Origin of the sequence: Sphingomonas mucosissima, assembly GCF_002197665.1 — a bacterium.
Classification (GTDB): domain Bacteria; phylum Pseudomonadota; class Alphaproteobacteria; order Sphingomonadales; family Sphingomonadaceae; genus Sphingomonas; species Sphingomonas mucosissima.
In genome coordinates this window covers 1,293,805-1,317,461 of the sequence record NZ_NBBJ01000001.1, presented here as the reverse complement: position 1 = coordinate 1,317,461, position 23,657 = coordinate 1,293,805, and the positions used below count along the sequence as shown (strand labels likewise).

Here is a 23,657-nt window from a genome sequence, read left to right as displayed (position 1 = left end):
TATAGCGACGCGGTCAGACGATGAGGGGGAGTTAAGCGTGCACGGTTTCATGACGCCGGCCGATGCAGAAGTTGAAGCTGCACCGCCGCTGAGCACGCGTTTGCGCCGCCTGGGGAAGCGCTACAAATGGTTCGCCATTGTGGTGATCGCGCCAACGTTGCTGCTGGCAACTTATCTTTATGCGATGGCTTCGGACCAATATGTCTCGGAGGCGCACTTCATCGTTCGGACGCAGGGCGGCAGCGATCCTGCGCCGTCGGTCGGCGGGATCACGGCCGCGCTGGGGTTCGGCGGCGGCGGTGCGGGCGGCGCCGCGTCCACCGAGGCGCAAAGCATTGCGGATTACCTTACCTCCCACGACGTTGTCGCTGCGCTTCAAAAGCGACTGAACCTGGTTGCGCTGTTCCGGCGGCCGGAAGCGGACCTCGCCAGTAGATTGACGGCGGCCAATCCGACCCCGGAGTTCCTGCTGCGTTATTATCAGCAGCAGGTGGATGTGTATTTCGACACCGACAACGGGATCACGACGCTGAAGGCACGCGCCTTCCGCCCGGGCGACGCATACAACCTTTCCCGCGCGCTCCTGTCGCTCGGCGAGCAGCGCGTGAACGAGATGAACATTCGCGGCTTCTCCGATGCCGTCGCCCTGTCGCGTCGACAACTCGACGAAGCCGAGCGTGCCCTGGCAGACGTGCAGACCCAGCTTACCCGCTTCCGTCAAACCGGGCGCGACGTGGATCCGGCCGGCACGGCGCAGGCGCAGATCGCCTTGGTATCGCGCCTCTCCCAGGAACTATCCGCCGCCCGGGCGCAGCTCGCGACCACGCAATCGCTGATTGGCTCCAGCAGCCCGCAGGTCGAGGCATTGCGGCAGCAAATCCGCAGCCTGGAGCGCCAATTGGGCGCGCAGAACAGCCGGCTTGCGGGAGGTGCGAGCACCATTGCCGAAGGCCTTGGTGGCTATGAGCGGCTGCGCATCCAGCAGGAACTGCTCGCCAAACGATATGAAGCGGCGGCCGCAACCTACCAGCAGGCGCGCCAGAACGCGGTGCGGCAGCAATTGTACGTCGTGCGCGTCGTTGAACCGAACATGCCGGTGAAATCCCTTTACCCGAAACGCGCGCTGACCTTGTTGACGGTTCTGGGTGCTTTGTTGGTGGTCTATGCCATCGGATGGTTGATCGCGGCTGGCGTGCGCGAGCACGCGGCCTGATCGAAAGCGAGGAAGATCTGGTGGTCGTGGAGGCGACGGCCCCTCTTTTGCTTCGCTCCCCGCCCTTTCCCTGGGTCGGGGAAAAGGTGGCTGCGGTATCATTGCCGGGCGGCTCCCGCCTTGCGGACCCCGAGCGGTTGTTTGCGGCCATGCGGCAGACTGGGGTTGGCGGTGCGTTCTGGCTACCGGCGGCGGAGCGAGCCGGTGCGGAGGGTCCGAACGAGCAGGGTATCTTGCGGTGGATAGCGGGCGATCCCGGCGGACCGGATCGCCGGGCAGAGGCGATCAGCGCTGTGGAAGCTGCCAGCTATCGCAACCCGTTCACTGGGGCGCCTTGTGACGCGCATGACGCGGTGAAGGTGCTGGAAGATTGGCGTGACCTGCTTTGCGCAAACCGCAGGATAGCCGCCGCCGTCGGCATGAGCGCCTGGAAGCGGGACGCCATTGGCCGGCTTCTGTGGGATGGCGCCCGCCGGCCAGCATTTCTTTCGGCGGATCACGCGTTGAGCACGGCCACAGCCGGTGAGGCGATCGTCTACTGGCCTTCTCGAGCTCCGGCGGATTTCCCTGCGCGCGCAGCTCGGCAGGGGGTGGAAGCCTGGCAGGTCGAAGATGGCTTTCTCCGCTCATCCGGGCTCGGTGCCGAGTGCCGGCCGCCGTGGTCGATCATGGTGGATCGCTCGGGCGGCATTCATTACGATCCGAATAGCCCGAGCGAGATCGAACGATTGCTCGCAACCCATGCTTTCGAAGAGCCGCTGCTGCGCCGCGCAAGAGCTCTTCGCGAACAGATCGTGGCCGCGCGACTTTGCAAATACGGCGTGGATGATGGCGCCGCGCCCCCCGCGTTGCCGGCCGGGAAGAGGATCGCCCTGGCAATTGGCCAAGTCGCGGATGACCTGGCGGTGTCGCGAAGTGGCGAAACGAGGATGGCCGGTTTCCTTAAGGCCGTCCGCGAACGTGAACCGGGGGCCTTCATCATCTACCGGCCGCATCCGGACGTCCTCGCTGGGCTGCGCAACGGCGATGTGCCTCGGCCCAGCGAGGTGGATCTGATCGTGGCTGGCGGGTCGTTGCTGGCCTTGCTGGACAAGGTGCAAGCCGTTCACGTCTGGTCATCGCTGACCGGTTTCGAAGCGCTGATGCGGGATGTGGAGGTGACGGTACACGGCACGCCTTTCTACGCCGGCTGGGGCCTGACGCATGATCTCGCGCCCATTCCCTCACGTCGGCGGCGGCAATTACCGCTCGATGCGCTGGTCGCTGCGGCACTGATCCTCGCCCCACGCTATCTCGATCCCCTGACCGGATTGCCCTGTTCACCGGAAGTGTTGGTGCAACGGCTCGCCAAAATGGCCAAGCCCGCCTACAATGCGCTGACTGGTTTCAGGCGCGCATATGGCGCCGCGCGAGTGGCGGCCAGACAGGTCGTGAAAGGGCGTCTATGACTGTGGGGGAGCGGCGCCGCTTCTTGTTCCTGCAAGGGCCACACGGCTCTTACTTTGCGCGCCTGGGCGGCGCCCTTTCGGCGCTTGGTCACCACGTCTTCCGCATCAACTTGTGCGGGGGCGACCGCCTCGACTGGCCGGAGCCTGCCGTGGACTTTCGTGGCACGTTGCAGAACTGGCCGGTATTTTTCGACGATTTCATCGTTGATCACGACATAACGGACGTCGTTCTTTTCGGCGACTGCCGGCCCCATCATTCGAGTGCTCATGGAATGGCCAAGATTCGCGGCCTGCGGGTCCATGTGCTTGAGGAAGGATATATCCGCCCCGACTACGTTACCCTGGAAGAAGGGGGCGTGAACGGGCATTCGCGGATGCCGCGCGATCCGACGTGGTTTCGTGCGGAGGCATCGCGACTGCCGCCGGAGCCGGAGCGTGATCCGGTGCCCTCCAGCTTTCGCCGACGCGCCAAGGAGACGATCCGCCATTTGGCGGCGACTATGCTGCTCGCGCCCGCTTACCCGTTTTACAGAACCCATCGGCCCAACCATCCGCTGGTCGAAGCGGCCGGCTGGGGCCTGTGGTCCGCAACTCAGACACGAGAGCGCCGGCTGTCGCAGCGCACGCTGGACAAGATCATCCCTGAGCGAGAAGATCATCCGATCTTTCTCGCGCCACTGCAGCTGAATTCCGATTATCAGCTTCGTGTGCACTCGCCCTTTGACGACATGCGCGCCGCGTTACGCTTCATCGTCAAAAGCTTTGCGCGGACGGCGCCTGCGCATAGCCGCCTCCTCGTGAAACGCCACCCGCTGGACAATGGCCTGGTTCCTTGGCGGAAGATCACGCGCAAGCTTGCGCGGCGATATGGCGTGGAAGACCGGATCTTCTACATATCGCATGGCGATATCGCCAAGTTGCTGCCGATCATGACCGGTGCTGTGATGGTGAATAGCACCGTTGGAACGTTGGCGCTTAACGAAGGCGTGCCGGTCGCGGTGCTGGGGCATGCGGTTTATGATGTCGCTGGGGTGGTGCATCGCGGCGCGCTGGATGACTTCTGGCCGGCTCCCGCTGCGCCTGATGCTGCGCTATGGGCTGCCGTGCGGCGAGTGTTCGTCAACCGTTCGCTGGTGCATGGTGGGTTTCTGAGTGAAGAAGGCTTGGCAATGCTGGTCGAAAACGCCATTCCGCGGTTAACTGCGCCGGCAGCTCGGCCAGCAACGGCCGGCAACGTTACCCGGATCGCTCATTGGCGCTGAAACCGTTCCGCGCTCCGGCGCAGATGCTGTTCAGCAGGGGGCTGCCAGGTACAGGGCGGCACGGTCGTCGGGCGCAGAAACCGATTGTTTTCGATCTGTCGCGCTTGCTCAGTCGCGCCTATCATCTAACCCCGACCGGTATCGATCGAGTCGAATACGCCTATGCAGTGGAATTGCTGAGGCGAGTACCGGATCGGCTTCGGTTCGCGGCGGTGCATCCTGCCGGCGGCTATTACGGCCGGCTGGAAATTGGCGCAGTACGGCAGTTCCTCGCGTTTACCCAGGCGCGGTGGCAGTCGCGCGGGGAGGCGCAGCACGAAGCGGTGCGGGCCCAAGCCATCCGCCATCTTTTCGCGCTGCGACCGAGAGCCGTTCCCGTTCCGCTTGGCCAGCGCGTGTACCTGCAAGCCTCGCCGCACCATCTAGAGGACGCAAAGCTCGTGCGCAGCATCCTTCAGACCGAGCGGGCGCGGTTCGTGAACCTGGTGCATGATGTCATCCCGCTGACCTATCCCGAGTTCGCTCGCCCGAACGGCGCGCTGCTACACGCGCGTCGTATCCGCACGATTGATCGCTTCGCAGATGGTATCGTCACCAATTCACAGGCTACCCTCGATGCGCTGACTCCGCATCTGACGCAGCGGGCCGGCAGGCCGGCGCGGGTGGCACACCTTGGTTGCGAGTGGAGCGATCCGGTCCCAGCGTTGGAAGGCGATTTCAACGAGCGGCCGTACTTCCTGTGCATCGGGACAATCGAGCCGCGTAAGAACCACCTTCTGCTGCTGAACGTATGGCGCCGGCTGGCGGAGACCATGGGAGATGCTGCACCTCGCCTGATCCTGATCGGTCGGCGGGGCTGGGAAAACGAAAATGTCATTGACCTGCTCGATCGGTCGATCGCGCTGCGCGGCCATGTGGTTGAACACCGGGACGTCGATGATCGGCAACTCACACGTTTGCTGGGGGGCGCGCGAGCGGTCCTGCTGCCTTCCTTTGCGGAAGGCTATGGCATGCCGGTGGCGGAGGCCCTTGCCGCCGGTGTGCCGGTAATTTGTAGCGATATCAGCTCGCTTCGAGAGGCGGGTGGCGATCTGCCCGATTACCTTGATCCGCTAGATGGCCTTGGCTGGATGCGGACGATCCTGGACTATTCCCAGCCCGACTCGATGTTGCGTGCCGCGCAATGTGATCGGATGCGCGGGTGGGCGCCGATGGCCTGGAGCCGGCACATCGACATAGTCCTCGACGTTGTTGAAGCGGTGGCTGACGAACGTAGGTAGCGAAAAGCTCAGCCTCGCGTCAGAAGCAACATCTGGTCGTCGGAGGGGGAAGCGTTCAGAACCTCCTTGCGCGTGCGACTTTGAACGCCGGCGACGAGATCGACCTCCGCCAAACTGAAGCCATGCGACATGATCTCGTCCAGGAACGCAGCGGGATCCGCATAGCGTATCGCGGCAAATTCAAGAAGGATTGTCAGCGGCCGATTGCGGGACAGGACATTCTTCAGCCCCTTCCAGATCGCTTGCTCGGCGCCCTCGGCATCGATCTTGATGAAATCCGCGTCAGCAGCGCCGGGGATGCGATCTGCGCGCCGAAGCGGGACTTCCACCATGCCTGGCCCGCCTTTCCCTTGCACGACATGGGCGTTTTTCGGCTCGTTTTGCGGTACCTGAAGCGTCGCGAAGCCGTCTTCGTCTCCAAGCGCCATCTCGTAAACCGTCGTACGCCCGTCGAAGCCGTTAACCGCGATGGTACGGCGGAGCAGCGCAGCCATCGGCGGGTTCGGCTCGAAAGAAAGCAGCGTGCCGCTTGGCCCAATAAGGTCGGAAAGGAGCACCGAAAAATAGCCGCAATGGGCGCCGACATCGAGAACGGTCATGCCGGGCTTTACTAGGCCGACAATCGCTTCAGTGTTCCACATCTCCCAATAGCCATCGAGCATCAGGTGGCTGGCGACACCGATGTCCTTTGTGTCGACGAACACCTTGTAACGGCCGAGCACCCGGCAGATCGCGGTATAATCTCCCAGGTACGCCGTCTGGCACAGGCCACGGATGACAGCTTCGTGGCGCCAGCGATCTCCGGAACGAAGCGCCCAGATGTCGAAAATCGCACCTTGCGCTTCGCCTTGGCGGCGGATCTCCGCGGGGCTGGCTTGATGATCGAGGAAGCGCATCGGCTTCCCTTAGCCGGCGGTCTGCCCTTCGGGAATAAGGAGGTTTCTTTTGTTGTTACGTGACCACGTTTTCGGTGGATGTTCGAATCACGATTCCGAATGGGACCGAACCTTCTTCTGGATCGCCATATCGTAGCTGAGCGGTGAAATGACCCTGCGCCGCCACCTCCAGTGCAATCCGACCGAGCCCATGCCGATCCAAGCCCGGGCCGGTGTTGAGAAGTAGGACGGCCAGCCCGCCCGGCCGTATGCGCGCAAGCATGTCGTCGATCATCTTGAGCGCCCGAGCAGGATCGCCCGTGCCGAACACGCTGCTCCGCGCGTAGATGAAGTCGAAGCCAATGCCGTCAGGGGGTGTAAAATGTTCTGAGCAGATGGCGTCGACCGTGGCACCGACCGGCGTGATTACGGACCGAACGTCGCATCCGGCGCCTACTGCGGCGGCGGCGACCGGCTCCGGCTCCGCTGACAAGGCCAAGCCGCGTGCACCCGGCTCAAGCCGGCCATATTGTTCCAGTACGCGCAGGATGTACGCCGATTCCCAGCGATCGACCATTGAACCCTCCGGGCTCAACCGGGTGCTCAATCGATTGAAGTCGGGCTCGAGCGTTTGATCAGGGGTAAAGCCCTGCGACACCGGCCACGCGAGTTGCGGCGCGTTTCCGCTGACCATTCCATTTGCTCGCCGCGCCTTGAACCGGCCGAAGAGGCTGCGGGTGCGCGCAGGATCGTCGCGTTCGCCTTGGCGACTGGATATGGAAATCACGATGTCCCGCGCGGACGCCTCGCACTCACCGTAGGCATAGCCGGTAACGGCATAGAGGGCGCCCGGCAGCGCCTCAAACGGCAGCTTCAAAACTCGTGGAGCCTTGGCCAGAGATGGGAGCAGGGCAGTGAGTTTTCCTTGCTCGGTGATTGCCGATTTGCCCTCGGGCAGGTGCTGGAAGATGCGGACCGCGATCATTCCGGCTTCGGCCACAAGCCCGTGGAATGAGATTGCCGCTACGGAAGGACCGGCGGGCGCAGAGACATAAGAGGTGTGAAAGACGTAGCTTGGATCATCGCCCTTCTCATCTCCGCCGAGCGAGCGAATGCGGCTGCGCTGAGCGGGCCAATAGCCAAAGGGATCGAGCGTCTGGGCGGTCATGGACGGACCCTAGGCGAGCGGCCGTTCGGGAGGCAATCGCCAGCCCGACTTGCCACCCTTTAACGGCTGCGCCATTCACCCGCCATGGGGCCTAGATCATGACTCGCTGGACGCGGCAGAACCGCCGGGTAAGCGGCAGGCCGACGATCCCGCCACTGGAGCCGCTGGACGGGTCGGCAGGACTACCGTTGTCTCCTCACGCGCGGTCGTCCGCTGGTGATCGGTGTGGCAGTTTGGAGGAGGAGCTTCGCCCAACCGAGCGTTGGCAGAAGATCTTGGCTGTCGCGGAGGCGCTATCGAGTGAGCGTCTTGCCGGTGAAGTCCTCGCCGCCAGCTTGGCTTATCCTCTCGCAGCGTACGACCAGTTTCGTCGCGACGTGCCGATCCGCCCGCCGCCTCTTATGGCAGGACCATTGCCGCCCATTACCGTCTTGGTGAACGCGGATGGGGCCGCACCGTTTCTCCTGCGGGCGACCCTGCGGAGCTTGCAAGACCAGTCCGTCAGCGCGTGGTCGGCGATCGTTCTGGCTTCGGCAGCGCTGTGCGAAGCGCCAGTGGCGTCCTTTGCCGATACAGATGGACGAATCCAGTTCGCGCATTCTGATGCAGCAGTGCTGGCCGGCGCAGGGTATCTGGTCCTGGTGGATGCCGGAACGGTGCTCGACCCGGAAGCATTGGCGTGGTTCGCGGTGGCGCTGCTCCGCACGGGTGCCACTGCCGCCTATGCCGACCATGACCATGGCGTGGCCGATCCCGCCTTTCGCTTATTGCGGGCGGATCCGGTGTTGTTCGGCGCGTTCGACGAAGCTCTGATTATGGGAGGCGTCGCGCCGGCGGTGCTTGCCCTCTCCCGTCCACCTTCGAGCTCGGCGCGGGACTGCCTGGGTGATCGCGAGGAAGCCCTGATGAAGGCCGGTCGCGACGGCAGGGTCGCCCATATACCCCGCGTGATCGCGACTCAGCTCAGCCTGCCGCTGATTGCCAGGAGTGGGCGGGCGGAGCAAAGCGCTTCGCGAGCCAGTGAGTGCTCGATGGAGGTGCCTCTGGCCCCTGCTCCGCTTGCTGCCGCACCTCGAGACGACTGGATTGCTGTCGTCATCCCCACCCGCGATCGCGGCGGACTGCTTGCCCGCGCGATTGACACTCTGCGGTCAAAGGCACGACGGCCCGAGAGGCTCGACATCGTGGTGGTAGATAATCGGAGCACTAGTGCGGAGGCGGCGGCGCTTTTCGACCGCCTGAACGTGGAGCGAACCGCGCGTGTCGTTCCGTTCGACTCTCCGTTCAATTGGTCACTGGCGTCGAACCTTGGTGCGGGCGCGAGCGACGCGCCATTGATCGCCTTCGTCAACAACGACGTGGAGATGCTTTCAGCCGGGTGGGATGATGCCGTCGCAGACGCGCTGAGTCACCCTCACGTGGGCGCGGTCGGCGCGCGGCTGCTTTATCCGGACCAGACCGTGCAACACGCCGGGATCGCCTTTGGTTTTGGGCCCGGAGGAACGGAGCATGAGGGTAGGGGAGTGCCAGCTGCTGATCCAGGGCCCGGGAACAGGTACGTCCTCACCCATGCCGTGTCGGCCGTCACCGGAGCATTCCTGGCGGTGAGGCGAGCGGACTTCGACCAGCTCAAGGGCTTTGATGCCGCGCGGTTGATGATCGCGCACAGCGATGTCGATTTGTGCCTCAGGCTACGCGAGCTCGGTAAGGTGATCCTGTATTGCCCCGCTATTGAGGCGATTCATCATGAGGGCGCCACGCGCGGCCTCAATGAAACGCAAGCTGCGATCGCGTGGGACGAAGGCGAGCGCCTGGACCTGCTTGATCGCTGGGGAGAAGCATTGGCGAATGATCCAGGTATCAGCCCGTACTGGCAACGGAATGACAGGCCCTTGGCATTGTTGAGGGAGCCGACAATACGTGAGATCCTCGCGCACGTTGATCAGAGTGCCAGCTCGCATCCGTGGCAACCCGTTCGCTCCGGATAGTCTCGTAAGGTGGTGCTTGAACGCGGCTTAACAGCGCGATCCAGATCGACTAGCCGCTACGCTGGGGAAGAGCCCGAGCGAGGGAAATTAATGGGCCAGAGCTACTTTGCGCGCGCTGTCGCGGCGCTTGGGCTTGCGGGCGACAGTTCGTCACCACGCGCGAAGCATCGCTTGCTAGGCGACAAGGCACGCGACGCGGGCTCTTGGGCCGTCGCCGCCGAGCACTATCGGTCGTATCTTGATGCGAACCCGACGTCCTTTGCGATTTGGGTTCAACTGGGCCATGCGCTGAAGGAGGCGGGAGAGCTCGCGCGGGCCGAGGAAGCGTATCTCCAAGCCGAGCGGCTCTATCCCGGCGACTCCGATCTGGCGTTGAACCTCGGGCATCTCATGAAGTCCATGCGTCGCCAATCGGACGCTGCGCGCTATTACGCCCGTAGTTTCCAAATCGATGGGAACCGCCAGGCGTGCGCAGAGCTCAAATCGCTGGGGATCTCTCCTGAACGTGATCTCGCCACCGGCGGCTCGCGGATCGGGCAGTCGGCGGTGGGCAGCATTGATAAGGTTGAGGGATTGGTGGTGCGCGGCTGGGCTGTCGAGCCGGACCCTGCGGACGGGCCAGCGGAGATCGAAATCGTGGGTCCTGCTGGTCGGATCATCGGTTCGGGCATCGCGGCGCAGTTCCGTTCGGACGTTGCCCAGGCTCGTTACACGGGTGGCCCGGCCGGCTTTACGATTTTGGTTGATGCGGCCGGCCTCAGCGGTGACGCGCTTCATGCAAATGTCCGCCTGCGATCGACGGGCGAATTGCTCGACGGCTCTCCTGTGACCATCACGTTGCCACGGTCGGCCGAGGCTGGGGCAGCACGGCACATAACCGCCGTACGTTACGTCACGCCCAAGCCATTGTCCCTCGTGTCCGGAGAACACGCGATCTATGTGGCTTACGCCGCCACTGGAATGCTCCAGCCCTTTGTTCGACGCTTTCTGCGGATGTTGCGCGAACAGGGAATTTCGGTTTCACTGGTCGTTAATACCGATAGGCCGGTCGCGCTTGACGATGAAGTTCTCGGTTCGGTTTCCAACGCGATCGTCCGGGAGAACAAGGGCTATGACTTCGGCGCTTGGGCACATATGCTGCGCCTAGAACCGCGGCTATACGACGCGGAGTGCCTTTATATAATCAACGACAGTATCGTTGGCCCCAGCAATGAGGCGGCCTTCACTGAAGTCATCAGCAGGGTTAGGCAGAATACAGCCGATCTGGTGAGTCTCACCGAGACGCTCGAGCGTGGTTGGCATTTGCAAAGCTACTTCCTGCGCGCAAGCGGACAACTGCTGAAATCCTATGCCTTTCAGCTGTTCGTGAACGCCGTGTCGGTGGTTGCGGACAAGGATGCGATAATCAACGAGTTCGAAGTTCCGCTAGCCCAGGGCGTTCATCGAGCGGGGTTTACTGTCGACAGTATCTTCAAGGTCGATGAAGCGCGCAATCCGACGCTGTTCGCGTGGAAGCGGCTGCTTGCATCTGGCTTCCCTTTCATCAAGCGATCCCTGCTGCACAACACATTCGAGCATGTGAATACTGAGCGGCTGACGCGGGAGCTGAAGCGCGCGGGTTTTGATCTGCAGATGATCGAAGCATCACGAGATTACGGCACGGATGAGCCTATACCCGCAGCCGGCTTTCCCTTGCTCGCGCGACCTGTGCCAGACAGCGTCGACATGGATGTGCCGGCCAAGCCCTATAAGGTGGCCTTCTATGGCCCTTGGAACTACGACAACGGCCTGGGCGCGGCCAGCCGCGGCATCATTGCGGCCATCAGGCATGCTGGCGTGCGGCTAAACCTCCACCCGATCCGCAAGCCGTTCCACGTCCACAAGCCGCTCGTTCCCGCGCACGACGTCATCGACTTCGATGGCGTGGCGGATGTCGCGATTGTGCATCTGAACCCGGACTCGTGGCATCTCCTGACGGAGGAGCAGCGTGCGCAGATCAGCCGGGCAGGGCGCCGGATCGGCTATTGGGTCTGGGAGATGGAGCAACTGCCCGCCGCCTGGGAGCACGAATTCTCGTCCGTTGATCGGATCTGGGCGCCCAGCAGTTACAATGCGAATGTATTCGCCGCTGCGAGGGAAGCGCCTGTCGACGTAATCCCTCATGTCGTGCCGGTGAGAAGCGATGGCACGAGCGACACGTCCTCAATCCGATCGGCGCTTGGTCTCCCGACAGATCGTCGCCTCGTCCTTTATGTGTTCGACGGGGCGAGCTATCTAGTCCGCAAGAACCCGGCAGCACTGCTTCAAGCCTTTGCGGCATCTGGGCTGGCGGCGCGTGGCTGGAGCCTGGTACTCAAGACCAAGCATCTCATGGACCGGCCAGGAGACGGGCAGGCCTTGGCAGCCCTTGCGGAAGTAACCGCTGGGGTGATCCTGCTCGACCGATCGCTCAGCAGCCATGAATTGGCGGACCTTGTGGCGTCGTGCGACATCTACGCATCGCCGCACTGCTCCGAGGGTTTTGGCCTCACCGTGGCGGAAGCGATGGCCGCGGGGCGGATCGTCGTTGCGACCGATTACAGCGGTACGACCCAGTTTCTCGATGGCTCTTGCGGGTTTCCCGTGCCTGCCGACCCTTGGACGCTGGACGAGGACTTCGGCCATTACTTTCGCGGAGGCACCTGGGCCCGGATCGACCAAGCTGCGTTGGCGGACGCTCTGGTTGCTGCTGCTGATCATGTCAATTCCGGCGACGGGACGATCGGCGACGCGGCTCGCACCCGAGTGGCCCAAAGCCTCTCCGTAGAGGCGGTGGGCGCTGCCATTGCCGCGAGCCTGGAGGCGGTGCTTTCAAGCGGTGAGCCGGTCCGTCGCACTATGCCCAAGATCGAGGATGCCGGTGCTGGCGTACCCCTTTCGAACTTGCGCTTGGCAGAGGCGGGCAAGCTGAAGGTGATGAGCCTGAAGCCGGGTTCGATGACGCCCCTTGGAGACGGTCTCGGCAACGTGCCCAACGATCAGGACGCATGGCTGATGATTGTTCCCGATGAAGGGCGCGTACATCCGTTAACGGGCAGCATCGTCGATCGTCTGGCTGTCGCTCGGCCTGACGTGGCGCTCTGTTACGCAGATGACGTTGCGTATGGCGAGGCCACCCTGTTGGAGCAGATCCGGCTCAAGCCGCAATTCGATCGCACGCTCTTTGCAGCGCAGGATTATATCGGAGCGCCATTGTTCATCCGGGGATCGGCGCTCCACGAGATTGGCGGCCTGCGCGTGGATCTCGGCGATGCCGCCCTGTTCGATCTGGTGCTCCGCATCGCGGAGCATGGGCTTTCGATTGCCAGCATAAGCGAGGTAATACTGGTGCAGGGCGGCCAGCGCCTGACCGCACCAGTGGCTGAAAGGCGCGCCATTCTTGAGCGTTCCCCGCTTTATGCCGGCTATAGCGTAACGGAAGGGCAAGCTGCGGGTTCGCTGCAGTTGTCGGCACGGTGGAGCGCAGATCTGCCGTCGGTGACGCTTTGCATTCCCACCCGGCGGACGCCCGTCGAGGGCAGCGAGGGCACGTACATCGAGCGTTTGCTGAAAAGCCTTGCCGATGTGGAATGGCCGGCCGACCGCCTGACCGTTCTGGTGGGAGATGACCTGCCCGGCACGCCATCATGGGCGGCGCAGGACTGGCCATTTCTTCTGCGGAGGATCGAAACCCCGCGTGCGCCAGATGAGCCGTTCAACTTCGCGGCCAAGATGAATCTGCTGTGGCGCGCGGCCCCGAGCGACCTGATCGTCATGCTCAATGACGATGTGTTTGCGCGTAAACAGGACTGGCTCCGCGCACTTCTGAGCTTTGCAGTGGACCGCGACGTGGGCGCGGTGGGCGCCCGCTTGCTTTACGATGATGGCACGGTCCAGCACGCCGGCATCTATGGTGGTGTGCTGGGTACCTGCGTCCATGCGTGGCTGGGGCTCGATGCGGCGACACCAACCTACCAGGACTGGGGCGTGACGCAGCGCGAAGTGTCAATGGTGACCGGCGCGGTGCTGGCAACACGGCGGAGCGTTCTTGAAGCAGTGGGCGGGTTCGACGAACGGTTCAGTCTAGAGTTCAACGACATCGATCTCTGCCTGAAGATTCGCCAGCAGGGGTTGCGGATCGTGTACAATCCCGCGGCGGAGCTCATTCATTCGGAGAAGAAGTCCCGCGGCGCGTCAGTGCCACCAGGAGAACAGCTGGCGCTGTTTCTCACCCGGTGGCAGCATTGGCTCGCAGATGACCCGGCGCTGCCGCCGCACATGCGGCGCGACATGCTCGATTTGACACCCTCCGCCGGTGCCGGAGACTGGTTCGTCTGACGCGATCTTATCTGGCGCCTGCAAGGTTGCGAAGACAGACAGGGGATGCCCCGAGCTTCGGTTTCAACGAAGCGGTGCTTCGGCCTGTTGCGGCAGAACGGTGATTGGCGGGGAAGAGATGGCGCGCCCGGCTGGATTCGAACCAGCGGCCCCAAGCTTAGAAGGCTCGTGCTCTATCCAACTGAGCTACGGGCGCGCAATGCGCGCGTGTTAGCGCGCATTGCGAGGAAGTGAAACTGCCGGCATGATCGGCTTATGACCCAAGAGGTAAAACCGGGCCGAGTGTCGGCGAATTCGCTGCGGGGCCAGACGCTACGTTATTACGATTTTATCATGGCTGCGTTCGTTGCGGTGCTGTTGCTCTCCAATGTGTTGGGGGCCGGCAAGGTAGCGCAAGTATGGCTGCCGGGTGTCGGTTACTGGCCATTCGGTGCTGGGATCCTGTTTTTCCCAGTTAGCTATGTCATCGGTGACGTGCTGACCGAGGTCTATGGCTACGCTCGGGCACGGCGGGTCATCTGGGCCGGCTTTGTGGCGACCGCCTTTATGGCGTTCATGGCCTGGGTGGTCGTCGCCCTGCCACCGGCGCCGGACTGGACCAATCAGCAAGCCTATGAGGCGATCTTCGGGCAAGTGCCCAGGATCGTGTTTGCAAGCATGTGTGCGTTCTGGGCGGGTGAATTCGTCAACTCATACGTGCTCGCAAGGCTGAAGGTCGCCACCCAAGGGCGGCACCTGTGGATGCGCACGATCGGGTCCACAGTCGCGGGTCAGGGGGTCGACAGCCTGATATTCTACCCGCTCGCTTTTCTATATGCAGAGGGCTGGACAACGGAGCTCGTCTTCACTGTCCTCTTCACACAATGGGTCTTGAAGGTGTCGTGGGAGGCGCTGCTCACGCCTGTGACCTATTTCGTCGTCGGATCGCTCAAGCAGGCCGAAGGCATTGATGTGTTTGACGAGGAGACCGACTTCACGCCGTTCGGTACCCGGGTCTGACGCCAGCCGGTACAAAACCGAAGACCAGTCGGGTTCCCGCCTCGCTTACAGCCTCGCTCAAGACAATGCGGCTAAGCGACGAGGTCTAGCAATCCCTCGAACAAGCGACGGCCTTCTGTGCCGCCGTGTGCGGCTTCGATCCGGCGCTCCGGATGCGGCATCATGCCTAGCACGTTGCCCGCGTCGTTGAGGATGCCGGCGATCCGGCGGGCGGAGCCGTTGACCTCTTCGGCGTAGCGGAACGCAACTCGGCCTTCGCCCTCCAGGCGATCCAAAGTTTCCTGATCGGCAACGTAATTGCCGTCATGGTGCGCGACCGGAACCTTGATCGTCTCGCCGGCAGCATAACGCCGGGTGAACGCAGTCTGCGCGGTGTCCACCGTGAGCGCGACGTCACGACAGACGAAATCAAGCCCTGCATTGCGCATAAGCGCGCCGGGAAGCAGGCCTGCTTCGGTGAGGATCTGAAATCCGTTGCAGACGCCAAGCACGGGAACGCCGGCGCCGGCCTTGTCGGCGACCGCCCGCATGATGGGCGAGCGCGCAGCCATCGCGCCGGAGCGTAGATAATCGCCATAGGAGAAGCCGCCGGGAACCGCGATCAGCCCGACGCCATCCGGCAGGGCGGTATCGCCGTGCCACACCATCTCCGGCTTCTTGCCGGTGACTTCCTCCAGCGCCACTGCGAGATCGCGATCGCAGTTGGAGCCAGGAAAGACGACCACTGCCGTCTTCATGCGCGCTCGACTCGATAGTTTTCGATCACCGTGTTCGCCAGCAGCTGGCGGCACATGGCATCGATCTGCGCATCGTCGGTCGAGTCGGCAACCTCAAGCTCGATCAGCTTGCCCACGCGGGCGCCTTCGATGCCGGGAAAGCCAAGGCCGGTGAGAGCGTGTTCGATCGCCTTGCCCTGGGGATCCAGGACACCGGGTTTTAGCGTGACGTAGATGCGCAGCTTCATGACGGGCCCGCTATTCGAAGCGCCCGCGGATCGCAACCTTCGCGAGCGGCGAGGGTGCAGACCGGCGGGCAGGGTTGCAGCTACTTTCCGCGCTTCTCGCGGTGTTCGGCCATGTCGAGCACGGCCGTCTCGCCACCTTCGGGAAGAAGGCCAAGACGGCGTGCAACCTCTTGATAAGCCTCGACTTCGCCGCCGAGATCACGACGGAAGCGATCTTTGTCGAGCTTCTCGTTGGTGGTCATGTCCCACAAGCGGCAGCCATCGGGGCTGATTTCGTCCGCCAGGATAATACGGCCGTAATCATTGTCCCAGATCCGGCCGAACTCGAGCTTGAAGTCGACCAGGCGGATGCCAATGCCGGCGAACAGGCCCGACAGGAAGTCGTTCACGCGGATCGCCAGATCGGCAATGTCGTGCATCTCCTCCTGGCTAGCCCAGCCGAAGGCGGCAATGTGCTCGTCCGAGATCATCGGGTCGCCGAGCGCATCGTCCTTGTAGCAATATTCAAGGATCGTCCGCGGCAACTGGGTGCCTTCCTCGATGCCCAGCCGCTTGCTGAGCGAGCCGGCCGCGACATTGCGGACGATCACCTCGATGGGCACGATTTCCACTTGCCGGATCAACTGCTCACGCATGTTGAGACGGCGTATGAAGTGCGTGGGAACGCCGATGTTGCCCAGAAGCGTGAAGATATGCTCCGAGATACGGTTGTTCAGCACGCCCTTGCCGTTGATCGTACCCTTTTTCTGGGCATTGAAGGCAGTTGCGTCGTCCTTGAAATACTGAATCAAGGTGCCGGGCTCCGGCCCCTCGTAGAGGATCTTCGCCTTGCCTTCGTAGATCTGCCGGCGCCGCGCCATCGCATCACCCCTGAAATGGACAGCCCCGGCGAACGCGACAGAAGCGGCGCGGCCGGGGCGGGAATGGCGAGCCGTATAAGGGAAGGGGTGCGCGGGCGCAATCACGCGAGCACCACGCCAAACCCACTTCCCTCAGCGCGGCCGATTGAGCGCCGCGCGGATGACGCGCTTGGCCTCCGTCCAAGCTGCGGTACCTGGAGCGACAAGCTCGACATGGCCGGTCGAAGGCACGGTGATGAGGTCGGCCCGATCACCAGAAGCCTGCGCGCGCGCTACATATTCGGTGGCCATACGATAGGGGATGATGCGATCCTCCCGGCCGTTCACCAACGTCTGCGGCACCCCAAGCGGAAACAGCCGCGGCACCGAGGTGTCGGCATAAAGATCCGGTCGCCCCGTCCCGACAAGCTTCTGAACCACCGACGTGCCGCAGCCATTGTCGGGGCTCGCCGCGGTGGCTTCGAGATCGGGAAGGCCGCCGAGGCTGATCACATGACTGATCGAAAGCGGAGCGGTGCTGTGGAGCGGGCTGCCAGCGGGCAGCTTCGCGCGCCCGGCGAGCCAAAGCGCCAGATGGCCGCCAGCGGAATGGCCGACGGCGACGACACGGCTCGTATCGAGGCTATATTCCTTTGCGCGAACAGTAAGTTGGTCCGCGGCCTTCGCAGCATCTGAGAACGTGCCGGGATATCCGCCCCCGACACGGTCCACGCCGCGGTAATCGATATTCCACACGGCGATGCCGTCGGCGCGCAGGTCTCCGGCGATCCAATCCATGATGGACCGATCGGCGATCCGCGTCTGCCAGCAGCCGCCGTGAACCATCAGCACAACAGGGTGCGGACCGGGGCCGGTTGGAAGCCACACGTCGACCTTTTGCATGTGATCGTCACCATAGGCGATCGTTGCATCGGCTTCGGGGCGCGGGCGGCTGGTGAGGTCGTCCCAGGTGAGCGGGGCGAAGGCGGCGGCAGAAGCGGCAGGGATGGTCGTGCTGGTCATGGTCACGGGTGAGCATGAGGCCGCGAGGAGGGCAGTGGCAAGCCAAGCTGCGCGCCGCACGCATGCACGTTTTGCAACCGAATGTTGAGAAAGTTGAGACACTGGCGCGTTCTTTCGGCGAATGTTGAGGCATGGAACTCTGGTGAGTTCTTCGCCAAATCGATCCTGGATGCCGGGCGTGACAAGCATTCCGGCTGAAGCGGCGACGCGCGCCACATGTGGGGCGATGGAGCCCGGATCGAGCCCGGGATGACGCTGGGAGTGGGGCAGGCTGCGCGCATGATTTGAGTGTGCCATGTCCGCGCCGCGTAGGACAGCCAGCGGAACGGTTGTGGAACAAGGGCTCATCCTGCTAGCACGCGCGCCATGCCGACCGATGCGCCCGTGCTGCCGCCCGACAATCCGCCCGTGGGCGTGTTCGACGCGCCGTTCGATTCCGCGCTGTCTGAGCGCTATCTTGTTTACGCGCTGTCTACGATCACCGCGCGCTCGCTGCCCGACGTTCGCGATGGGCTGAAGCCGGTGCACCGACGCCTGTTGTGGGCGATGCGGCTGCTGCGGCTCGATCCGACGCAAGGGTATAAGAAGTGCGCGCGTGTCGTCGGCGACGTGATCGGCAAATATCACCCGCACGGCGACCAATCCGTCTATGACGCGATGGTGCGCCTCGCGCAGGATTTCGCACTCCGCTATCCGCTGGTCGACGGGCAGGGCAATTTCGGCAACATCGACGGCGATAATGCCGCCGCCTACCGCTATACCGAGGCGCGGCTGACGCAGGTCGCGATCGACCTGATGGACGGGCTGGACGAAGATGCCGTCGCCTTCCGCCCGACCTACAATGGCGAGGAGCAGGAGCCCGAGCTGTTCCCGGGCCTGTTCCCCAATCTGCTCGCGAACGGTGCCAGCGGCATCGCGGTGGGCATGGCGACGAGCATTCCGCCACACAATGCGGCCGAGCTTCTCGACGCCGCGATCGCGCTGGTGGACGATCCCGCCGCCGATCCGCTGGTGTTTGTGCAGGGACCCGATTTTCCCACTGGCGGCCTGCTGGTCGATCCGCCGGCGATCATCCGCGAGGCCTATGCCACCGGGCGCGGCGCGTTTCGCGTGCGATGCCGGTGGAGCTTGGAGAAGGAAAAGGGTGGCGGCTGGCAGATCGTGGTCAGCGAGATCCCGTACGGCGTGCAGAAGGGCAAGCTGATCGAGCAGATCGCAGGCCTGGTGAACGACAAGAAGCTGCCGATCCTGGCCGACGTGCGCGACGAATCGGATGCCGAGATTCGCCTGATCCTGGAGCCGCGCAGCCGCACGGTGGATCCGCAGGTGCTGATGGACGGGCTGTACCGGATGTCGGACCTGGAACTGCGCGTGCCGCTGAACCTCAACGTTCTCGACGCGAAGCGCACGCCGCGGGTGATGAGCCTGGCGGAGGCGCTGGCCGCGTGGGTGGAGCATCAGTTCGTGGTGCTGCGGCGGCGCACCGAGCACCGGCTGGCGAAGATCGCGGACCGGCTGGAGCTGGTGAAGGGCTATATCATTGCCTTTCTCAACCTCGACCGGGTGATCGAGATCATCCGCACCGAGGATGAGCCCAAGGCGGTGATGATGGCCGAGTTTGACCTGACCGACCGGCAGGCCGAGGCGATCCTCAACATGCGGCTGCGCAGCTTGCGCCGGCTGGAGGAAATGGAGCTGAAGCGCGAGCAGGCCGCGCTGGAGAAAGAGCAGGCGAGTCTTCAGCTGCTGCTCGGTTCCGATCAGCGGCAGCGGACGCGGATGAAGAAGGATCTGGAAAAGATCCGCGACCGCTATGGCGCCGAGACGGCGCTGGGCAAGCGGCGCACGACGATCGAGGAAGCGGCGCCAGCGCGCGAGATCCCCTTGGAAGCGATGATCGAACGCGAGCCGATCACCGTGATCCTCTCTCAGCGTGGCTGGATCCGGGCGATGAAGGGGCATGTCGACCTTGCCTCCGCCGAGACGCTGAAGTTCAAGGAAGGCGACGGGCCGGCCTTCGCTTTTCACGCGCACACCACGGACAAGTTGCTGCTCGCGGCGGCGAATGGCCGATTCTACACGCTGGCGGCCGACAAGCTGCCGGGCGGGCGCGGCTTTGGCGAGCCGGTGCGGGCGACGATCGATCTGGACGGCGGGCTCGGGATCGTGCGGCTGCTTCGGGCCGAACGCGACGGCAAGCTGCTGGTGGCGGCCAATGACGGGCGCGGCTTCATCGTGCCGGTGAACGACGTGCTGGCGGAAACGCGCAAGGGCAAGAACGTGATGACGCCGCGACCGGGCGCGAGCCTGACAGTGGTGCGCCCCGTGGCGGCCGGCGACGATTATGTCGCGGCAATCGGCGACAATCGGAAGATGGTGGTCTTTCCGATCAGCGAGCTGCCGGAAATGACGCGCGGGCAGGGCGCGCAACTGCAGCGCTACCGCGACGGCGGCCTCAGCGATGCGATCACCTTCCGTTATGCGGAGGGGATCAGATGGCCGATGGGCGGCGACACAGGGCGGTTCCGGACCGAGGCCGACGTGTCCCCCTGGCGCGCGGCAAGGGGCGCCGCCGGCCGGATGCCGCCGACCGGCTTTCCCCGAGACAACCGCTTCGCCTGAGCTGGGTTGCACCAGCGCAATGGACGGCCGTTGATGCGGGCAGGCGGGCAACAGTGGCACTGGAACGGCCACGGCCTGAAAGGCGAGGATCGTTCGTGATGATCCACTGGCCCGGTCGAACATCTCGATCGCAGCACGGGAGGACGGCTGAAAACCTTCGTTCTGGATTTAACGAAAGTTAAGGACGCGGGCGCTAGGTATTTTGCGATGCCTTCGTCCGTCGCGTTGAAAATCGTCAAGGATCCGCAAGCCCCTGCGTTCGACCGGACGGCGGGCGAACTGGCCATGGACTTGCTGCCTGTTGCGGCCGTCGTGGTCGCACTGGAAGCAGGGCGGCTGCACATCAGATCGTCCAACGTGGCGTTTCGCAAGCTCTGGCTTGGCGCCGATCCGGTGCATTGTGGGCTGACCCGCGATCTCGGCGGAGCGCTGGTCGAGTTCCTCAAGGGCGAGAGCCGGTGGGAGCAGCGCAGCTGGCGCACCGGCGATGCGGTGGAGCAGCATTGGTTCGACGTGACCTTCGCGCGCGTCGATCACCCACAGCCGCCGCGCTGCCTTGTCACGCTGGTCGACCAGACCCGCGGGATGCGCACGGAAGCAAGCCTGCGCCGCGAGATGAGCACCGACAGCCTTACCGGATTGCCGAACCGGGCCGGTTTCGGCGATTTGCTTGAGGCGCGGATTGCCGCCGGGCTGACCAATTACGCCGTGCTCGTGATCGATCTGGATCGCTTCGGCCGGGTGAATTCCTGCCTCGGGAGCATGGCGGGCGACGAGATGCTGATCACGGTGGCGCGGCGGATCAAGGGCTCACTACGTGCTGGCGACATGTTGGGCCGGATTGGCGGGGACGAGTTCGGCGTCTTGCTGCAGACCGGTGACGATCCGGCTGAAGTTGACCGTGCCGCCGAGCGGATCCGCGAACTGCTCTCCATGCCTGTTCGCCTCAGCGATTTCGAGATCAGGGTGACCTGCGCGATCGGCATCGCCTTTGGCGCAGAAGCGACCGACGACGCCGAGGATGTGATCCGCAAGGCGCAGTTCGCGGTGCGCCGGTCCAAGGAGACGGGACAGGCGGAGGCGTATGATACCCGCGCCCTCGACCGCGCGCGTGCCCGCTTCGCCATGGAAACCGCGCTGCGCCGCGCCGTTGAGGCGGAGCAGCTGCAGCTTCACTACCAGCCGATCCATGATCTCGCGACCGGCCGGATCGTCGCGTTCGAGGCGTTGGCGCGGTGGACCGATGAAAACGGGAGCGAGATTGCCCCGGCCGACTTCATCTCCGTGGCGGAGGAATCGGGGCTTATCGTGCCGCTTGGCCGGTGGGTGCTGGACCGTGCGCTGCGCACGCTGGCGGCATGGGATGCGCGCGCCGGTGCGCCGCTCGACGTCCAGATGGCGGTCAATATCTCGCCGATCCAGCTGCAACGCGATCGCGTCCCGCCGCTGGTGGCGGAAACGCTGGCGGCGCATGGGCTGGCGGGCAACCGGCTGAAGCTGGAGCTTACCGAAAGCGCGCTGATTGCGGATCCGGACGGGAGCGCGGAGACGCTGCAGGCGCTGAAGGCTGCAGGCGTGACGATCGCGATGGACGATTTCGGCACGGGCTATTCGAACCTCGCGTTTCTCCAGAAGCTGCCGATCGACACGCTGAAGATCGACCGCAGCTTCGTCACCGGCATGATGCCGGACCGTGACAAGATCGCCATCGTGCGCGCGGTGCTCAGCCTCGCCACCGCGCTCGGCATGGCGACGGTGGCCGAGGGGATCGAGAGCGGGGCGGTCTCACAGACGCTGTCGGCGCTCGGCTGCACCTACGGGCAGGGTTATCATTTTGCCCGCCCGCTCTCGGCGGAGCAGGCTTATCAGTTGCTGGTCGCGCCGAGCAACTGATCGGTAACGCGATCGGCGATCTGCGCGGTGCGCGCCACATCCGGAAAGCCCTCCGCGATCCAGCAGGTTTCGATCTCCCGCAAGGCGCGCGCGACGTCAGGACCACGCGCGATGCCGCGCGCTACCAGATCGCCGCCGCCGATTGGGAGGCGCGGGGGCGACCAGCCGTGCAGCTCGTCAACGGCGGCGCCCGCGAGCAGCAGGCGATCGAGGGCGATGGCAGGGCCCACGCGATAAGCGAGCGCGCGGGCGCCTTCTGTACCCGCGCCGTCATGCGCCGCCACCAGCCGCGTGCGATCCGCATTGGACAGCCGGAGCCTGGCCCCGACTCCGTCCGCACTGTCCGGCGTGATCAGCGCGGCAAGGCGGCGAATGGCGTCGGGCGCGACGTCGGCATTCGCCTCCGCCTCGGCGAGCGCGGCAAGCGCGGCGACGTCGGCGATCTCCGGCAAGACCGGTCGGAAGATGCCGCGCTCGACCATCAGCGCAACGACCGGCACGGCGCCCTTTGCCACCAGCAGCTTCCGCAGCTCGGCAGCGATCCGTTCACGCGAGAGCGCCATGAGATCGTTGGCGCGATCGGTGCAGGCGTCCAGCCCGGCTGGATCAGGCGTGTCGCCAAAGCGCGCATGGAAGCGGAAGAAACGCAGGATCCGCAGGTGATCCTCGGCAATACGGCGATAGGGGTCTCCGATGAACCGCACCCGCCGCGCGCCCAGATCGTCGAGCCCGCCGAACCAATCAGACAGCGCGCCTGAGATCGGATCGGCGTAAAGCGCGTTGATGGTGAAATCGCGGCGGGCCGCATCGGCTTGCCAATCATCGGTGAAGGCAACTTGCGCGTGGCGTCCATCTGTCGCGACGTCGCGCCGCAACGTCGTGACTTCCACGACGGTGCCAGAGGATACGGCCGTGATCGTGCCGTGCGCGATGCCGGTCGGGATGGCCTTGATCCCGGCGGACGTCAGCCGCTTGACCACCTCTGCCGGAGGGTGGCTGGTCGCGATGTCGATATCCGCGACGGCAAGGCCGAGCAACGTGTCGCGTACGGCTCCGCCGACATAGCGCGCTTGGCCCTCCCGAGCGCCGAGCGCTTCAGCCAACGCGTCAAGTCCGGGAAGCGCCCGCCATGGTGCGGGCGGCAGGATCACGCGCTCCACCGCAGCCGACGCGCCAGATTGACGATCATCGCGGCCGTTGCGCCCCAGATCCGCCGATCATCCCACAGGATCTCGTAATAGCGCCGCTCACGCCCCTCCCATTGGGTGCGCGCCTCCACGTGATTCCTGCTGTCCAGCAGGAAATCGAGCGGGACCTCGAACACGCTGGCGACCTCAGCCTCCGATGGGCGAAGCGTCAGATCGGGCGGCACCACGCCGACGATCGGCGTGACGGTGTAGCCGGTCACGGTCTGATAGCGGTCCGCTTCGCCGACCACCGTCACGGCAGAGGGCGGGAGTGCGATCTCCTCGTCTGCTTCGCGCAACGCCGCGGTTACGGCGTCCTCACCAGGATCGACGCGGCCGCCCGGAAACGCAACCTGGCCGGCGTGCCGCCGCAGCGTTTCGGTTCGCTGCGTCAGGATCACGCCGGGACGCGGGCGATCAGTTACTGGCACGAGCACCGCCGCCGGCGTCAAACTGTCGCCGGTCGCAAGCGCCACATCGCCATGGTCGCCGGCCAGGAGGATGGTCTGCTGCGCCATGCCCTCGGTCAGCGCCAGGCCG

The 23,657-nt window shown here is 64.2% G+C and carries 17 protein-coding genes and 1 tRNA gene; 9 read left to right on the top strand and 9 right to left on the bottom strand.

Going from position 1 to position 23,657, the window contains the following annotated elements; translation table 11 throughout:
• The first annotated feature begins 37 nt into the window (after positions 1 to 37).
• The 4 genes from SPMU_RS06285 to SPMU_RS06270 are packed head-to-tail and all read left to right on the top strand — an operon-like array spanning position 38 to position 5,203.
• On the top strand, positions 38 to 1,213 hold the full coding sequence (locus SPMU_RS06285) for a KpsE/RkpR family capsule polysaccharide export protein (protein ID WP_211275714.1): 1,176 nt from the start codon (positions 38 to 40) through the stop codon (positions 1,211 to 1,213).
• A complete protein-coding gene (locus SPMU_RS06280; RefSeq protein WP_088332871.1) occupies positions 1,174 to 2,661 on the top strand; it encodes a capsular polysaccharide export protein, LipB/KpsS family in 1,488 nt (495 codons plus the stop codon). Before SPMU_RS06285 ends, SPMU_RS06280 begins: the two co-directional genes overlap by 40 nt.
• Positions 2,658 to 3,923: a capsule biosynthesis protein gene (locus SPMU_RS06275; protein WP_088332869.1), complete on the top strand. Its 1,266-nt coding sequence runs from the start codon at positions 2,658 to 2,660 to the stop codon at positions 3,921 to 3,923. Before SPMU_RS06280 ends, SPMU_RS06275 begins: the two co-directional genes overlap by 4 nt.
• Positions 3,914 to 5,203 carry a glycosyltransferase family 4 protein gene (locus tag SPMU_RS06270; protein ID WP_425442132.1) on the top strand — a complete coding sequence of 430 codons (1,290 nt, stop codon included), beginning with the start codon at positions 3,914 to 3,916 and terminating at the stop codon, positions 5,201 to 5,203. The genes SPMU_RS06275 and SPMU_RS06270 overlap by 10 nt, the downstream gene beginning before the upstream one ends.
• A gap of 8 nt (positions 5,204 to 5,211) precedes the next feature.
• Here SPMU_RS06270 and SPMU_RS06265 read toward each other — a convergent pair whose 3' ends face one another.
• Together SPMU_RS06265 and SPMU_RS06260 are read right to left on the bottom strand one after the other, a co-directional pair.
• The gene (locus SPMU_RS06265; protein WP_088332867.1) at positions 5,212 to 6,099 is read right to left on the bottom strand and encodes an FkbM family methyltransferase; all 888 of its coding nucleotides are present in this window, start codon (positions 6,097 to 6,099) and stop codon (positions 5,212 to 5,214) included.
• Positions 6,100 to 6,154: 55 nt separating this feature from the next.
• The gene (locus SPMU_RS06260; RefSeq protein WP_088332865.1) at positions 6,155 to 7,246 is read right to left on the bottom strand and encodes a hypothetical protein; all 1,092 of its coding nucleotides are present in this window, start codon (positions 7,244 to 7,246) and stop codon (positions 6,155 to 6,157) included.
• A 743-nt stretch (positions 7,247 to 7,989) separates the two neighbouring features.
• Here SPMU_RS06260 and SPMU_RS06255 point away from each other — a divergent pair.
• Both SPMU_RS06255 and SPMU_RS06250 read left to right on the top strand, forming a co-directional pair.
• Positions 7,990 to 9,234: a glycosyltransferase gene (locus tag SPMU_RS06255; RefSeq protein WP_169715642.1), complete on the top strand. Its 1,245-nt coding sequence runs from the start codon at positions 7,990 to 7,992 to the stop codon at positions 9,232 to 9,234.
• A gap of 90 nt (positions 9,235 to 9,324) precedes the next feature.
• On the top strand, positions 9,325 to 13,590 hold the full coding sequence (locus SPMU_RS06250; RefSeq protein WP_088332861.1) for a rhamnan synthesis F family protein: 4,266 nt from the start codon (positions 9,325 to 9,327) through the stop codon (positions 13,588 to 13,590).
• Positions 13,591 to 13,709: 119 nt separating this feature from the next.
• Here SPMU_RS06250 and SPMU_RS06245 read toward each other — a convergent pair.
• Positions 13,710 to 13,786 (bottom strand) — tRNA-Arg (locus SPMU_RS06245).
• Between the two features lie 59 nt (positions 13,787 to 13,845).
• Between SPMU_RS06245 and SPMU_RS06240 the strand changes: the two genes are divergently transcribed.
• Positions 13,846 to 14,589, top strand: coding sequence for a queuosine precursor transporter (locus SPMU_RS06240; RefSeq protein WP_088332859.1), 744 nt, complete (start codon positions 13,846 to 13,848; stop codon positions 14,587 to 14,589).
• Positions 14,590 to 14,660: 71 nt separating this feature from the next.
• On the opposite strand, the gene purQ is transcribed toward SPMU_RS06240, so the two are convergent.
• The 4 genes from purQ to SPMU_RS06220 all read right to left on the bottom strand — a co-directional run bounded on the left by purQ (position 14,661) and on the right by SPMU_RS06220 (position 17,415).
• Positions 14,661 to 15,326 (bottom strand): phosphoribosylformylglycinamidine synthase subunit PurQ, encoded by a 666-nt coding sequence (gene purQ, locus SPMU_RS06235; protein ID WP_088332857.1) that lies wholly within the window; start codon positions 15,324 to 15,326, stop codon positions 14,661 to 14,663.
• Positions 15,323 to 15,553 (bottom strand): phosphoribosylformylglycinamidine synthase subunit PurS, encoded by a 231-nt coding sequence (gene purS, locus SPMU_RS06230; protein ID WP_088332855.1) that lies wholly within the window; start codon positions 15,551 to 15,553, stop codon positions 15,323 to 15,325. Before purS ends, purQ begins: the two co-directional genes overlap by 4 nt.
• Before the next feature lie 80 nt (positions 15,554 to 15,633).
• Positions 15,634 to 16,413 (bottom strand): phosphoribosylaminoimidazolesuccinocarboxamide synthase, encoded by a 780-nt coding sequence (purC, locus tag SPMU_RS06225; protein WP_088332853.1) that lies wholly within the window; start codon positions 16,411 to 16,413, stop codon positions 15,634 to 15,636.
• Between the two features lie 132 nt (positions 16,414 to 16,545).
• Positions 16,546 to 17,415: an alpha/beta hydrolase gene (locus SPMU_RS06220; protein ID WP_211275745.1), complete on the bottom strand. Its 870-nt coding sequence runs from the start codon at positions 17,413 to 17,415 to the stop codon at positions 16,546 to 16,548.
• Positions 17,416 to 17,781: 366 nt separating this feature from the next.
• Here SPMU_RS06220 and parC point away from each other — a divergent pair, with 366 nt between their 5' ends.
• Both parC and SPMU_RS06210 read left to right on the top strand, forming a co-directional pair.
• A complete protein-coding gene (gene parC, locus SPMU_RS06215; RefSeq protein WP_088332851.1) occupies positions 17,782 to 20,037 on the top strand; it encodes a DNA topoisomerase IV subunit A in 2,256 nt (751 codons plus the stop codon).
• A gap of 207 nt (positions 20,038 to 20,244) precedes the next feature.
• Positions 20,245 to 21,930, top strand: coding sequence for a putative bifunctional diguanylate cyclase/phosphodiesterase (locus SPMU_RS06210; protein WP_245832805.1), 1,686 nt, complete (start codon positions 20,245 to 20,247; stop codon positions 21,928 to 21,930).
• Here the strand turns inward: SPMU_RS06210 and SPMU_RS06205 are convergent.
• Both SPMU_RS06205 and SPMU_RS06200 read right to left on the bottom strand, forming a co-directional pair.
• A complete protein-coding gene (locus SPMU_RS06205) occupies positions 21,903 to 23,090 on the bottom strand; it encodes a CCA tRNA nucleotidyltransferase (protein WP_088332849.1) in 1,188 nt (395 codons plus the stop codon). The genes SPMU_RS06210 and SPMU_RS06205 overlap by 28 nt on opposite strands.
• Positions 23,078 to 23,635: a CoA pyrophosphatase gene (locus SPMU_RS06200; RefSeq protein ID WP_088333215.1), complete on the bottom strand. Its 558-nt coding sequence runs from the start codon at positions 23,633 to 23,635 to the stop codon at positions 23,078 to 23,080. Before SPMU_RS06200 ends, SPMU_RS06205 begins: the two co-directional genes overlap by 13 nt.
• Positions 23,636 to 23,657 lie beyond the last annotated feature (22 nt).